This window comes from Prevotella pallens, from assembly GCF_900454935.1.
Classification (GTDB): domain Bacteria; phylum Bacteroidota; class Bacteroidia; order Bacteroidales; family Bacteroidaceae; genus Prevotella; species Prevotella pallens.
In genome coordinates this window covers 129057-142159 of record NZ_UGTP01000005.1, presented here as the reverse complement: position 1 = coordinate 142159, position 13103 = coordinate 129057, and the positions used below count along the sequence as shown (strand labels likewise).

Genomic DNA, 13103 nt, shown 5'->3' with positions numbered 1-13103 from the left:
AAAAAGTTGCACATGTCGCTAAAAATCAGTAACTTTATGATAATCAACAATACTGTTATCTGCTTTAACTCCATGCACAACTTATATGCAAATTTCGTCAAAATACTTGAGATATGCAAGAAATTCTCCTACGGATTGGTTAATGACCTTGGAAATATTCCTCGTCGTGGTGTTGTCCCTCGCTTCTCTGACCTTGATGTCATAGCCCTGAGTCTGACAGCTGAGCATCTCGGCATTGACAGTGAGAATAACCTCTTTGACCGGCTGAAAGAATACCAAAAGGACTTTTGTCATCTCATCAGTCGTCGCCAGTTCAATGACCGTCGCAAGAACACATATCACCTGTGTGAAATGATTCGTAAGCGTATAGCAAAGGCAATGGATGGTGCAGAGGAATATTTCTGTGTAGATTCCAAACCGATAGAGGTTTGCAGACTCTCAAGAGGCAAACGCTGCAAGATGGGCAAGGACGAGCCTGATAAATCTCCAGCTTTTGGTTACTGCGCCACGCAAGGAGTATATTATTATGGTTATAAGTTGCACGCTGTATGCGGTTTACGAGGTGTTATACATTCATTTGACCTGACGGCTGCTAATGTTCATGATATACATTATATGAAGGATGTGAAGTTTGAATTTTCAGAGTGCAGTATTCTTGCTGATAGAGCTTATCTGAGTGCAGAACTGCAACAAGATCTGTTTTCATCTGCGCACATCAAACTGGAGGTTCCGTATAGATTAAACATGAAGACATGGAAGCCTGCTTTTAAACCTTATGCGAAGGCTAGAAAAAGAATTGAGACTTGTTTCTCTCAACTATGTGACCATCTCATGCTCATCAGGAACTATGCCAAACAGACCACAGGACTATTCGCAAGAATTACTGCCAAAATCAGTACGTTTACAGTACTGCAATACATTAACTACATAAACGACAGACCACTAGGACATGTCAAATATGCATTAAATTAATTCCGCCAACAAGTATAGTAAATATAAAACTGTTAATTTTGGATTAGACAATAGCTTTTGGAAAGATTCCTATATAGGGTTCTCTCTTATTGTACCCATCAGCCAAAAAAAGACAGAACAACAAAAGCTATACTCCTCTGTCTTTCGCAATATAAACATTAAAGGTAAATCACTCTCTCAGATAGAAAGCCGCAAATCTCTATATTTCTTAAGAGAAGGCTTTGAACAATGGTTTTCTCCTCAATTCACCAATAGTATAACCATCAATAATGCCCCTATTGACTTTGTTCGATATCTATCATTACTATCGCAATATAAAAAGAATGAAGGTGCAGGAAGACTCGCACAAAGCTATAAAACTAAAATGGAGAAATACTACGAGTCTTATATATTAGCAGAGGTCAACAATGAGGATAGCTTTTTGTTTAGTCACCTGTTAATAGACGACTATCAACAAAGATACCTAGCACTTGAGAGGCATCTACAATTCCCTTTTATTCCAAGGATATTCACTTCTATCATAGATGCTGACATTTATCTGTTTGGGTTAATATATTACACCATTGTTGAAGGCAAAACTATCTCCTCTACAATAGAAAGAATTTCCTCTGAAATAAAGGAAAAGGTAGATGAATTTAAAGGAAATAATAAGCACACTAAGTCACCCTCAGCCCTTAAATACCTTCGTAGCCGTATCCAAGCCTCTATTAATATATATAGAAGCTATTTAATGAGTCAAAACAATTCAAGTGATGAAGCATAAAGATTTCATTCTTACACCTCTCGCCTCTCTTATTGAGAAAACATTGTTCCCTATGGACTTATACAAGGGGAAGGTTTGTAATTACATCATGAAAGAATACATCTTACAGACTCTTTTCATGAAGTTAACAGGATGCATGGAGCAAAAAGCAAAGTGTATCTTATGGGATATTGCTACCTACGACTTTGAGTATCGCCGAGATTTTTTGCGCGACAATTCTAAACAGGGAGAATACTCTAAATACGATAGCAAGAATATCGTCTATAAAACCCTTATCGAACGAGTTAAAAAGATTGATGATACAAGAAAGAACGAATTACTAAACCAATTAAAAGACTTCAAGGACAATATTCTCGAGAAAAGCATTCTAAAGGTATGGCTTCCTCGAGAACTACGAGACCTCAAAATCAAAGAGCTATTTGCCATTAAAAGGTGGGCGGGAGATAGTCTCTTAGAAAGCCCTCTCAATGATAAAATATATGAAAGCCTATATGAACATCGAAATCGTTGCGCTCACAATGCTCTTTCATATCAAGGCAATGTGATGAATCCTCAAAAGATAAAAGAAAAGGAAGGAATCTACTATGCATCTTGGTTTTCTCTGTTAGTTCTTATGGACATGATTTATATGGAACTCTATGCAAAGTTCACGCTCAAACATTACTAATTTCTTGTATTACAATGAATAACAGTCTATAAGTATTATGCTACAAAATAGATGAAAAGAGTTGCTGGAAGACTAAGTGTACTTCCTGCATACTCTACTGATTTCACTGTACTTTCCACTTCTTTTTCAATCCTTTGCTCTCCTCTTATCTTGCAGTACGATAACCTCTGAGTAAATATATCAATCTTCCTTTTTTGTAGACAGAAGCTCTTTACAAGAGTTAGATACAGGAAAGATAGAAAGAAGAGATGGTCTCAATATGTTATTGGGAAAGTAAATGTATCTTCAGCTCTCTCTGCTCCTGCTTAATCTTATCCTGTTGTAACAATAACTCTGCTTGTCGTTGTAGGGCTTGCTCATAATCAACAACCTTCTGTTGCATCTGCTGAATGGCTTTGGAATTGCGGTGCGTGATAAAGATGCTGTCAAGATGAGCAAAGTCTGAGGCAGTAGCTTTTCCTTGCATACGCAGATAGCGGTAACGCAGGTCGTAATCGGAGGAGGTTTGCAGTTGGTTTGCTCCCATACTGAAGAACCAGCAACTTATCATGACCAGTCCACAGACTAACAGGAGTAACATGCGCTCGGCTAAATGCACACTTGCAAAGAGCGAGTAGTTCTTATATTCTACGGGCTTTTGCTGCTCTTTGATGAGTTGCTGCAAGGCTTCAAACTTTGGGTCGAGTTTCTTGCTCGACTCAGAGAGTGCCGCCAAAACAAAAAGTTGATGCTCCTTGATTTTGACTTGGGTCTCTTGGGAGAGATGAATTTGTACGGCTTCTTGCGCTGCGGTATGCTCTGCTTTTGAGTTTATAGGCTGTTCAACAAGAGCCGTGCGCAGTTCTGCTTGTGCTTTACTGATGGCTTTGCAGTCTTGTTTGAGTTCTTCGAGAATATCGAGAACAGGTGCTATTTCGTTATTCATTCTGATATAAATTTGATGTGACTAAATTCTACGTTTGCGATTAGCTCGATTGCGAAGCTTCTTTTGAAAGCAGAGTTCATCTACATCCACGCCACTACTTGGCATTGGCATAGTGAACACTTCGCTGATTGCTTCGGAAAAGTCTGAAGTAAAACTGTTGTCATCGACAGAATGTGTCATAGGCTCTTTTTTTAGATGATTTTGCTCTTGCCGTTGGGAATTTCGCTCTATCTCCGCATTAAGGCGAGAGAAAGAACACGAGCGGTCTATCTTTGAGCCACTGAAGCTGCAACCATCCTTTTCAAAGATGATTCCTTGTACAACATCGGTATTACCTTTTGTTTTGAAACGAGTGGTAATATCTTCTTGCTCTAATTCTGCAACAAAATCTTTCCAAGTCTGAGATTGAGGTAATATAGACTTAATGGTATCGAATATCTCATACCGCAATTTATCTTCACCTCTCAATCGTGATCGGTTTACCTCTTGCTTTCCTTCGCCAATAGTTAGACCATAACGCTCAGTCAGTCCTCGGCAAATCTTTGTGGAACGATACTTTTCGTTGCGGTCGCTGATGGTCTTGCCATCATTGCCGATACGATTGATACAAATGTGCAAGTGCGGATGCTGGCGGTCACTGTGCTTTACGATAAGGCTCTGTGTGTCGCCATAGCCCATTTTATGAAGATACTCGTTGGCAATCTTCACCATTGTTGCATCTGTCAGTCGTTCTGAATCATGTGCCGAGAATGAGAGTATGGTATGACAAACAGGTTTATGTACATTCGGGCGCATAGAGGCTTGCAAGTTGAAGTCGTATGCAATGTCATTTGGAAAAGAACTGCGCACGCCATTGGCTTGTAAGACTTTGACTTTATCTTCACGCTTGCTAAGCATATAACTGACAACTCCACTGAAGTTTGTTCCTTTAATAATCTTGGCTATCATGGCTTCAATCGTTTCATAAGTTCGTGAATAAGTTGTTTCAGCGCATTCAGTTCTTCGTTGAGTGCAGAGATGCCGAAAGCATTGAGCCGATGGGCAATCTGGTTAAGATTGTTAGCCATGCCAGAAACTGTACGGATGAGTTGCATTTCCTCTGGCTTGATTCGACTCTTTACTTCTGCATTTGTTATGAGCTGCCGTAAGAACTCTGTTCGAGGAATTAAGGCTTCACGTGCTTTTCTCAACAAGGTGTAGTACTCCATTGTATTAAGCCGAAGAAGCACTTGATATTTCCGTTTCTCTGATAATGTCTTGGTGGGGCGTCCACCTTTATTCTTCTGTTCCATTTTTATTTTTTTGATGAGACCAACGGGATTATCACCTCCCAAAGGTGGGAGCAAGTAGGTTTTGAGATACTCAAAACACAAACTTGCTTCCCTGATAAACACTATCTTCTGATACCACACTTTATGGTTGGTAACGAAGGTTGATTTTCTTGTACTTTGGACAGAGATATAAGCCATTCGTTGAGGTCTTTGTGAGTTCGATAGCGAACAGAGCCATCTATGATAGATGGGCAAAACTGCTTCAAAACGTCAAACGATTTTCGTCCTGCTTCATCATTGTCTAGAAAACTCTCAACTTGCTTGTAGCCTTTTATCTTCTCTTGAATACGTGGCAAAAGAGCCAAAGAATTAAGAACTATGGTGTCGCAAGTTGAAGAAGGATTTAGCGTTTGCCACGAAAGGAAATCCATAAACCCTTCAAAGATTTGTAAAACGTCTGTGCCTTTACTAATAGTTGTAATCGCTTTTGGAGCAATGCAGCCTTTGAAATAAGGATTACGAATTTCCCATCCGCCAGCATCGTTTGAAAATCCAATGGCATAGTATGTCCGATTGGTATTATTGTATCGAATTTCAGAACAGAATCTATTAGCGATGCTGAGAGATATTCCTCGCTCTACGATGTAACGTAACAAATAAGGATTGGTAAGCGATTGCACAGATATGATTTCTAATTTGTGCTTAGAGGTTTTTCTTTCACCGCCAAAAGAAAAATCTTGATGCATTATTTGTTTTGAACCGATTAGAAGTTCAATAGCTTCGTTCATGGTACAATGCTGTAAAGCACGCACAAGGTCAATGATATCTCCATGTTCGCCAGTTCCAAAGTCATACCATTGATTACGCTCTATATTTACTTTGAATGATGGTGTACTTTCGTTACGAAGTGGGGAGCAGTACCAAAAGTGAATACCTTGTACTCGTGCAGGTGAATAACCCTGTTGCTGCAAATAATCTGTGATAGAGATTTGCTTGATATTTTGTATTTCCATTGTAATTTGTTTTGATATTTGAAATGAATAAGTCTCAGCCTTTTTCTTTTAGAGGCTGAAAGGCTTAGGATTGGTCGGACAGTCGTACACTATAGGCACACCTTTACGTCCGACCAAGTTTGTTTCTCTTTGGTCGGATTGTTTCAGGGATATATAGCCTGTGTCCGACCGACCAAAGGTTTTATTGTAGAGAATTATGGTTGAACCGATATTTTCCTCGTTCTTCCTTAACCACTATGCCTTTGTTGAGCAAGAATTGTAAAAGCTCCTTGAGCTTTGTTTGTCCGTAGGATTGTCCCACAACTTCTGCATAAGCCTCTTTGAGAGCTACGATAAGTTTACTATATAGCAAGAACTTGTTGGCGGAATTAATTTAATGCATATTTGACATGTCCTAGTGGTCTGTCGTTTATGTAGTTAATGTATTGCAGTACTGTAAACGTACTGATTTTGGCAGTAATTCTTGCGAATAGTCCTGTGGTCTGTTTTGCATAGTTCCTGATGAGCATGAGATGGTCACATAGTTGAGAGAAACAAGTCTCAATTCTTTTTCTAGCCTTCGCATAAGGTTTAAAAGCAGGCTTCCATGTCTTCATGTTTAATCTATACGGAACCTCCAGTTTGATGTGCGCAGATGAAAACAGATCTTGTTGCAGTTCTGCACTCAGATAAGCTCTATCAGCAAGAATACTGCACTCTGAAAATTCAAACTTCACATCCTTCATATAATGTATATCATGAACATTAGCAGCCGTCAGGTCAAATGAATGTATAACACCTCGTAAACCGCATACAGCGTGCAACTTATAACCATAATAATATACTCCTTGCGTGGCGCAGTAACCAAAAGCTGGAGATTTATCAGGCTCGTCCTTGCCCATCTTGCAGCGTTTGCCTCTTGAGAGTCTGCAAACCTCTATCGGTTTGGAATCTACACAGAAATATTCCTCTGCACCATCCATTGCCTTTGCTATACGCTTACGAATCATTTCACACAGGTGATATGTGTTCTTGCGACGGTCATTGAACTGGCGACGACTGATGAGATGACAAAAGTCCTTTTGGTATTCTTTCAGCCGGTCAAAGAGGTTATTCTCACTGTCAATGCCGAGATGCTCAGCTGTCAGACTCAGGGCTATGACATCAAGGTCAGAGAAGCGAGGGACAACACCACGACGAGGAATATTTCCAAGGTCATTAACCAATCCGTAGGAGAATTTCTTGCATATCTCAAGTATTTTGACGAAATTTGCATATAAGTTGTGCATGGAGTTAAAGCAGATAACAGTATTGTTGATAATCATAAAGTTACTGATTTTTAGCGACATGTGCAACTTTTTTACATTCATATTTCTGATATTTTATCTATTGATTAATTCCGCCAACGGGTTAGCAAGACTTCATTTGTAGAGAAGATTGGTTCCAACGCTTTTCGATGTTCATTAGTGCTTAACTCTTGATAGGAGAAACGATGTGACTTCCGTTCATTGTCCGAATATGAGAGATCTATTTGGGGAATGCAAATCTCGTCTTCAACCTCCTTAAGTCGAAAGGCAAACTTTTCAAAAGGTTTGGTGCGGATGATGGAGGGCGCAACAATACTGCGTTCAGGCATAGTGTTGTCCTTTGTGATTTGAAGAACTGTTTCAGCCTTGTTGTTGAGTTCCGTCCCAATATGTCCTCGTGCGTTGTCATCGCCCTTGTTGAGGTGAAGCACGGTCTGTATATGGATATTCTGTTCACTTGTCCACTGCATTAGATCACCTACCAACTTGGTCGCTTCCGTTGAGTTGTTAATGTCGAGCATCAAATCACGAATGCCGTCAATAACCACCAACCCCACATTTGGCGTATGGTAAATTGCATAGCGAATGATTTCTCTGCGCTCGTTAGGGTCAGCAATGGCTCTAAGATGACTGAACTTCAAATTCTGTGGTTCCTTGTCTATCGGCAGTTTTGCCAATTTCAAAATGCGTTGCATTACAAGTTGGCAATGGTAAGGACTTTGTTCCGTGTCAAAGTAAAGTATCGTGCGTTTACTTTCAGGAAATGATGCTTGATATTCCAGCACCTGTCCATTGACAAGGGCTGCTGCAACGATGGCACTCACATTGAAAGTTTTCTTGGCTTTTGCCTTGCCTGTCGATACACTGAAGTTACCTAATGTGCCAATAATAGCTTCGCCTGCTTGCAGTACAACTGGAGGAAGTGCAAACTCATCGGTTACATGAATGAGCGACTTTTGCCAAATGTTTTCATAATCAGTTGTATTCATCATCGTCCTCCTATCTTTCGCCCTGCCAATTCAAGTGCAAGGTCAGCATCAACAATAATCTTACGACCGACTTGTGTAATGGCACGATTGATTTTACCACTCTGCTTGATGCGATTAGCCGTTGGCAGACTGCACCCAAAAAGTCGTGCGATGCCTGCCAAGCCGTACACATACTGCTTTTCTTCTTTGGAGGAAGCCTTTGCCGTTTCTCCATTCGTGGACATATTGCCGTGTCGTGCAAGGAAAAGCAATTCTTCACCAGTCATCTGCCAAACAGGCTTGTCCAGTAATTCGTTTATCGTCATAATTCAATTGTTTTGAAATGAATAACTTGCCCTTGCGCATAGGGCTTTCAGTCAGGTCTGACGATGCAAAATTAGAAGGCTTTTAATGTTCTACCAAGTGAAAGGGATATGGCGGGAAATATAAGAGAAAACAGGGAAATCAGAGACTATCAAAAACACTTAAATCATACTCATAAAGTGAACAATATCGGGCAAAATACCGTTTATAAGTAATCATTATGACTGACTTAGTAATTTTCTCTTACAACGTACATTAGATTCTATACAGGTGTAGATCTATAAAAATATTGAGAGGAAATCGTGTCTAATTTTTCACCAAGGGTAGCAACCTAACTTTGTGAAGGGAAAATAAGCCTCTGTTCGCAAAATTCAGTCCCTCATTTCCTTCCAATAAGTCCTCTCCCTCGTAAGAACAATCTTTGATTCCGTGTCATTACCACGGCTAAGCTGCACGGTCCATGCCCCAGACCAAGCACGAATACCCGCAATCGCTTTTCCACCGTGCGAGATTGATTGCACCTACCGCTACAAGCTCCCACAAGGCTCATTCCCTCCTCCCTCGAGCATATCAAAAATGGGCGGTAACCAACCACTAGGCGACAAGGTGTCCGCCAGAGCAAAGCGACTACCGATAAATCATAATTTGGAGGCGATGGCAAAGCAACTCTACGATTATTGGTTTGTACAGTTCGACTTTCCAGATGAAAATGGAAAGCCTTATAAAAGTAGTGGGGGAAAGATGGTGTGGAATGAGAAGCTGAAGAGAGAGATACCTGGAGGGTGGGAAGTCACAAATATTGGTAGTATTTTGGATAAAGTATTTATAACTCCACGACTTAGCACAGACGAATATTTGCCATCTGGAACATATCCCATAATCGACCAAGCCACTGATGTCTATTATGCAGGGTTCACCGAAAGAGAAGAAGCCGTAGTTAACCAATATCCAGCTATTGTTTTTGGTGACCACTCTTGTGCTGTAAAGTATGTGAACTTTCCGTTTGTTAGAGGCGCAGACGGAACACAGGTGATATTATCAAAGGATTCAAATATCCCTATTGAGTACTTATATTATGCTATGAAAGGTGTAAAAATAGGGAAAGGATATGCAAGACATTTTAGCTTCTTGAAAGAACAACCTGTAATTGTGCCGTCAGAAAAAGAGGTTAAGGATTTTGAAGATACAGCACAAACTTTTTTTGAACAGATAACTCGAAACAGAAAAGAAATTATATCGCTCACTAAGCAGCGCGACGAACTTCTCCCTCTTTTGATGAACGGACAAGTGTCGCTAAATTATGATTTATAGACTTGTTGAGGTTGATTTTTTCATCAATCTCAACAAGTAAATCTCCTATGCGTACTTGCTCTTCATAAGACGGAATACACACTGTGCAATCCTTGATTCTGTCGGGTGAAGTGTGGCGTATTTTTGTTTGTTGAGCTGCTGCACTAAGCTGGTTTCTGACCATCTTAGACGAAATCAGGTAATAGCAGTAGTTAGGATATAACAATCCCTCTTTGCAACGAATAAGAGCAACATCTTGACTCTGTATGTATTTGCCACTCTCTGGAATACGCGCAGTTGCACCAAGCAAACCTATCGTCTGCTCGGTAAGCGGCGTGATGATGTCACCTTTACTCAGAATAAAGTTCTCTTTTACAGGACCTGTAAAGTACAAATCCGTCTTTGAGGTGTTGAGTTTGAATCCACCTCCGTTCAAATCGAAATTACCAAGTGTCAGGCGAACTAACTTACCTTCCTCTGCATAGTATTCACCCGATAGACTTGCTCCACGAGTTACTTCTATGAGTTCACCAAGTCTATGTTTTGTCAAATACGGCCTTTTCATATCTTAAACAATGTTAAACAAATCCTTAAAATTGCCTCAAAACTTGGCAAAGTCCAGTATAATGGATAACTTTGCACTATCTCAGCAACCATGTGTTGAAGGAGTTACGGAGGCGATGTTAAGTCGCCTCTTGCTTTTTTATCTCATTTCGAATGATTTCTATCAACTGGTCAGGTGTATTTACATTGTTGCCTTCATTCTTTTTCCACTCTTCATATTCTTTTAGTTTTTTCCTTGTTTCATGATGACACTGAGATATGAAAGCTGTCCAAAGCAATACATAGGTACCACGAACTTCAAGGATGACAAAATAGTCATAATCCTCTTCTACGTCTAAGAGAATGCAAACCCTGTTTGACGAACGCTGTCTATTTTGTCTCCAAAACTTTAACGACCAGCTTTCCACATTTTCAATGCAAGGACGTGCCCAACCAATTCTTTCGCAACGTCGCAGGTCTGGTGTGCGCTCGCTTTCTACCTTACCCTCGTGGGTCATGTGATAAAAAGTGTAGGCACGCTCTTGATACATAGGGTTAAACTTCATTTGCAGTTCGTGAGAACCAAAAGAAGTCTTGTGTCTTATGAAATCTTTGTGAAAAATTGCATAAACTGCATTTATATATGAAGAATAATTACCTCCATACTCACTTAGTTCTATTATTATTGGAAGTTTAGTTATTGGTACCATTTCTTTGATGCCAAATGAACAAGTTGAATTTGTCTTCTCTGTATAATGTGCTATTTTCTAATGTGTAGCCACTACGTTTCCTTATTCTATCAATGATAGCCAGTTTTGGTGGACTTTGCGTCAGGCCTCTATGCAGATATGAAACAGCACCTATCAAAAGGTCTGTTAGTCCCATCAACTCTACTTCATGAGAGCGTATTTGTTGTACTCTTTTAATCATATGCCTGTTAAAGTCGTAGCTGTTATTGCACAAAACATCATGCAGTTTTTCGACCTTCTGCTGGCTTCGAGTGTCTTTAATATCTATATAAATAGCATATTCACTACCTGGTTCCAACATGGTTTTGAGCATATTGAAATATGTCTTGTAGTAGAAGTCGTCAGGTGTATGCCCGAAATCTCCGTACCTAAGCGTACTTTTGTCAGGAATGACGACCGCTCTAAAATGTAAGTTGGTATTATCAAAGAAATAGTCAACCAAATCAAGGTAATAACCAAGCATTGCAGGTGAAACTTTGTTCCATTTAATCTCTACATGCTCTGCAATGCCATGTCTTTTCTTTATTTCTTTCAGATCGCTTGCCACTTCTTTCTTGATATTGTCTGGGCATAAGATGCCACCGATAACCATTGCGGTGCTATTGAAAGCATCATTTATTAGATGACAGCTTTCATCACAGTATATATTATACAATTGTCCCATTACCTTTTTATTTAATTGATAGTAGTATTAAATTTCAGCGCATCCAACTGCTTCATAATCTCCTCTTCTAAACGGTGGCTCTCGGCAAATTGTTGCGTGAGTTCCGTTTTATAATCGGTCATGCGCTGATTGAACTCCTCTTCGGTGATGTCCACATAGTCAATCTTGATGTCGAAGTATTGACCAGCCGAGAGACTATAACGTTTCTCCTTGATTTCGTCGTAGGTAACGGCAACTGAGAAATCATCCACTGCTTCCTTGTTTTGGAATGTGGTAACAATCTTCTCAATCTCGTCATCGCTCAGGCGCACTTTCTTCAAGCCGTTGGCATCCTTATATTCCTCACCGAGTTTGCTTGCATCAACGAGGATAACCTTGTCAGTGGTGGCAGACTTGTCGAAGAACAACACGCTTACGTTGGTGCCAGTGTTGGCAAACACATTGCTTGGCATGGACACACATCCATAAACTACTTTGTCGTCAACAATCTTCTGAAGAATATTCTTCTCGATGCCACTCTTTGCAGTAATGAAGCCAGTAGGGATAACAATGGCACCCTTGCCGTTTTTCTTCAAAGAATTTATGACATGCTGGATGAAGCAAGTGTAAATAGCCATTGACTCTTTCTTCTTTGCAGGCACATTAGGGACACCAGCCCAGAAACGTGCCGGCATGGCTGCTATCTTCTCGCGAGTGTCCGAGAAGTCCATCTTGAAAGGAGGGTTGCTTACCACAAAATCAAACTGGCGTAACTGCTGGCCGTCGTCGCTCTTGTGGTAAGGAGCTACGAGGGTATCACCCTGCACGGCATGGTCGAGCGATGACACAAGACCATTGAGTAGCAAGTTTAGCTTCAGCATCTTGTTGCTTCGCTGGGAAATGTCTTGTGCAAAGATAGTGCATTTGTCCTCGCCAATTTGGTGGCTCAATGCCATCAGTAGAGTACCCGTACCAGCTGAGGGGTCGTAGCACTCCACATTGTGAAGATTGGGATTGTCGCCTACGAGCAAGCGTCCCATGATGGTAGCAATGGCATGAGGTGTGTAATACTCCGCATACTTACCACCACCAGCGGTATTGTAGTCCTTGATAAGGTACTCGAAGATGCTGGAAAAGAAATCGTAGTTCTCTGCGAATGCCTCTTCAAACGAGAAGTTGGCGAGCTTATCCACCAGGGCGCGCGCGAACGGAGCACGCTGTGCGCTGTCGGTAACGAACTGTGTCAACGGCTCAAAGAGAGGTATCTTGGTGTTGGCAGTTGTCTGTGTTGAGAAAATATCGGCATTCTTCTCGGCAATATCCGTCATGGTATTGTCAAAGATAGTGTCAAAATCACCCTTGCCTTGCTGATTCCATAAGTTGTGAATGAGATGATAAGGTTCAAGCATAGGAACGTCTGCCGAAATGGTGTTCTGCAACATCCAACGGTCGTTGTCTGACATTTGTTCGTATGCGGTTTCCCACTGCTCAGCCTCGTTGAGAAATTTTGACTGTGGACATTGGGCATTCTTCACCTCATAGCCAAACTTATCATTCAGGAACTTATAGAGGAAAACCTGTGTGATAATCTTATATTCGTTGCCATCGTTGCCCATACCATACGTTTTATATGTGGCTTTGAGGGCATCAATCAGCTGTATGGTCTTTTCTTTAATTTGCGACATAGGT

General features: G+C 40.7%; 13 protein-coding genes and 3 pseudogenes. 4 read left to right on the top strand and 12 right to left on the bottom strand.

The genetic code is table 11. The annotated features are described in order from the left end of the window. Positions 1 to 12: 12 nt before the first annotated feature. The 3 genes from DX009_RS12730 to DX009_RS12720 all read left to right on the top strand — a co-directional run bounded on the left by DX009_RS12730 (position 13) and on the right by DX009_RS12720 (position 2402). The gene (locus DX009_RS12730) at positions 13 to 972 is read left to right on the top strand and encodes an IS982 family transposase (protein WP_115082768.1); all 960 of its coding nucleotides are present in this window, start codon (positions 13 to 15) and stop codon (positions 970 to 972) included. Positions 973 to 1336: 364 nt separating this feature from the next. Then, positions 1337 to 1735: a hypothetical protein gene (locus DX009_RS12725; protein WP_115084359.1), complete on the top strand. Its 399-nt coding sequence runs from the start codon at positions 1337 to 1339 to the stop codon at positions 1733 to 1735. Then, positions 1725 to 2402, top strand: a complete 678-nt coding sequence (locus DX009_RS12720) for a hypothetical protein (protein ID WP_115084358.1) — start codon at positions 1725 to 1727, stop codon at positions 2400 to 2402. Before DX009_RS12725 ends, DX009_RS12720 begins: the two co-directional genes overlap by 11 nt. A gap of 262 nt (positions 2403 to 2664) precedes the next feature. Here DX009_RS12720 and DX009_RS12715 read toward each other — a convergent pair whose 3' ends face one another. The 8 genes and pseudogenes from DX009_RS12715 to DX009_RS12680 form a co-directional block, all read right to left on the bottom strand. Beyond that, positions 2665 to 3327, bottom strand: coding sequence for a hypothetical protein (locus DX009_RS12715; protein WP_115084357.1), 663 nt, complete (start codon positions 3325 to 3327; stop codon positions 2665 to 2667). 21 nt (positions 3328 to 3348) lie between these two features. Then, a complete protein-coding gene (locus DX009_RS12710; RefSeq protein ID WP_115084356.1) occupies positions 3349 to 4275 on the bottom strand; it encodes a relaxase/mobilization nuclease domain-containing protein in 927 nt (308 codons plus the stop codon). Further along, entirely contained in the window at positions 4272 to 4619 is a 348-nt protein-coding gene (locus DX009_RS12705; protein WP_115084402.1) for a plasmid mobilization protein, read from the bottom strand. The genes DX009_RS12710 and DX009_RS12705 overlap by 4 nt, the downstream gene beginning before the upstream one ends. A gap of 101 nt (positions 4620 to 4720) precedes the next feature. Continuing rightward, positions 4721 to 5611, bottom strand: a complete 891-nt coding sequence (locus DX009_RS12700) for a CHC2 zinc finger domain-containing protein (RefSeq protein WP_115084355.1) — start codon at positions 5609 to 5611, stop codon at positions 4721 to 4723. A 181-nt stretch (positions 5612 to 5792) separates the two neighbouring features. Then, a pseudogene (locus DX009_RS12695) lies at positions 5793 to 5963 on the bottom strand (AAA family ATPase); the annotation flags it as partial. Between the two features lie 16 nt (positions 5964 to 5979). Further along, positions 5980 to 6939, bottom strand: a complete 960-nt coding sequence (locus DX009_RS12690) for an IS982 family transposase (protein WP_115082768.1) — start codon at positions 6937 to 6939, stop codon at positions 5980 to 5982. Between the two features lie 65 nt (positions 6940 to 7004). Beyond that, positions 7005 to 7889, bottom strand: a pseudogene (locus DX009_RS12685) (AAA family ATPase); the annotation flags it as partial. Beyond that, the gene (locus DX009_RS12680) at positions 7886 to 8191 is read right to left on the bottom strand and encodes a DUF3853 family protein (RefSeq protein ID WP_115084353.1); all 306 of its coding nucleotides are present in this window, start codon (positions 8189 to 8191) and stop codon (positions 7886 to 7888) included. The pseudogene DX009_RS12685 and the gene DX009_RS12680, both read right to left, overlap by 4 nt. Before the next feature lie 631 nt (positions 8192 to 8822). Between DX009_RS12680 and DX009_RS12675 the strand changes: the two are divergent. Further along, positions 8823 to 9500: pseudogene (locus tag DX009_RS12675) on the top strand (restriction endonuclease subunit S); the annotation flags it as partial. Here DX009_RS12675 and DX009_RS12670 read toward each other — a convergent pair. From DX009_RS12670 to DX009_RS12655, 4 genes are all read right to left on the bottom strand, one after another. Then, positions 9433 to 10044: a restriction endonuclease subunit S gene (locus DX009_RS12670; protein WP_115084351.1), complete on the bottom strand. Its 612-nt coding sequence runs from the start codon at positions 10042 to 10044 to the stop codon at positions 9433 to 9435. The pseudogene DX009_RS12675 and the gene DX009_RS12670 sit on opposite strands and share 68 nt — an antisense overlap. A 118-nt stretch (positions 10045 to 10162) precedes the next feature. Then, on the bottom strand, positions 10163 to 10732 hold the full coding sequence (locus DX009_RS12665; protein ID WP_115084350.1) for a hypothetical protein: 570 nt from the start codon (positions 10730 to 10732) through the stop codon (positions 10163 to 10165). Next, complete coding sequence (locus DX009_RS12660; RefSeq protein ID WP_115084349.1) at positions 10716 to 11435, bottom strand: DUF3800 domain-containing protein; 720 nt, start codon at positions 11433 to 11435, stop codon at positions 10716 to 10718. Before DX009_RS12660 ends, DX009_RS12665 begins: the two co-directional genes overlap by 17 nt. A gap of 11 nt (positions 11436 to 11446) precedes the next feature. Continuing rightward, positions 11447 to 13099: an HsdM family class I SAM-dependent methyltransferase gene (locus DX009_RS12655; RefSeq protein ID WP_115084348.1), complete on the bottom strand. Its 1653-nt coding sequence runs from the start codon at positions 13097 to 13099 to the stop codon at positions 11447 to 11449. Positions 13100 to 13103: the final 4 nt, after the last annotated feature.

Bases quoted from the DNA above. Each gene is read 5' to 3' on its own strand.
- DX009_RS12730 (WP_115082768.1), top strand. From the start codon at position 13: ATGTCGCTAAAAATCAGTAACTTTATGATAATCAACAATACTGTTATC.
- DX009_RS12720 (WP_115084358.1), top strand. From the start codon at position 1,725: ATGAAGCATAAAGATTTCATTCTTACACCTCTCGCCTCTCTTATTGAG.
- DX009_RS12715 (WP_115084357.1), bottom strand. From the start codon at position 3,327: ATGAATAACGAAATAGCACCTGTTCTCGATATTCTCGAAGAACTCAAA.
- DX009_RS12690 (WP_115082768.1), bottom strand. From the start codon at position 6,939: ATGTCGCTAAAAATCAGTAACTTTATGATTATCAACAATACTGTTATC.
- DX009_RS12700 (WP_115084355.1), bottom strand. From the start codon at position 5,611: ATGGAAATACAAAATATCAAGCAAATCTCTATCACAGATTATTTGCAG.
- DX009_RS12705 (WP_115084402.1), bottom strand. From the start codon at position 4,619: ATGGAACAGAAGAATAAAGGTGGACGCCCCACCAAGACATTATCAGAG.
- DX009_RS12725 (WP_115084359.1), top strand. From the start codon at position 1,337: ATGGAGAAATACTACGAGTCTTATATATTAGCAGAGGTCAACAATGAG.
- DX009_RS12665 (WP_115084350.1), bottom strand. From the start codon at position 10,732: ATGGTACCAATAACTAAACTTCCAATAATAATAGAACTAAGTGAGTAT.
- DX009_RS12660 (WP_115084349.1), bottom strand. From the start codon at position 11,435: ATGGGACAATTGTATAATATATACTGTGATGAAAGCTGTCATCTAATA.
- DX009_RS12710 (WP_115084356.1), bottom strand. From the start codon at position 4,275: ATGATAGCCAAGATTATTAAAGGAACAAACTTCAGTGGAGTTGTCAGT.
- DX009_RS12655 (WP_115084348.1), bottom strand. From the start codon at position 13,099: ATGTCGCAAATTAAAGAAAAGACCATACAGCTGATTGATGCCCTCAAA.
- DX009_RS12670 (WP_115084351.1), bottom strand. From the start codon at position 10,044: ATGAAAAGGCCGTATTTGACAAAACATAGACTTGGTGAACTCATAGAA.
- DX009_RS12680 (WP_115084353.1), bottom strand. From the start codon at position 8,191: ATGACGATAAACGAATTACTGGACAAGCCTGTTTGGCAGATGACTGGT.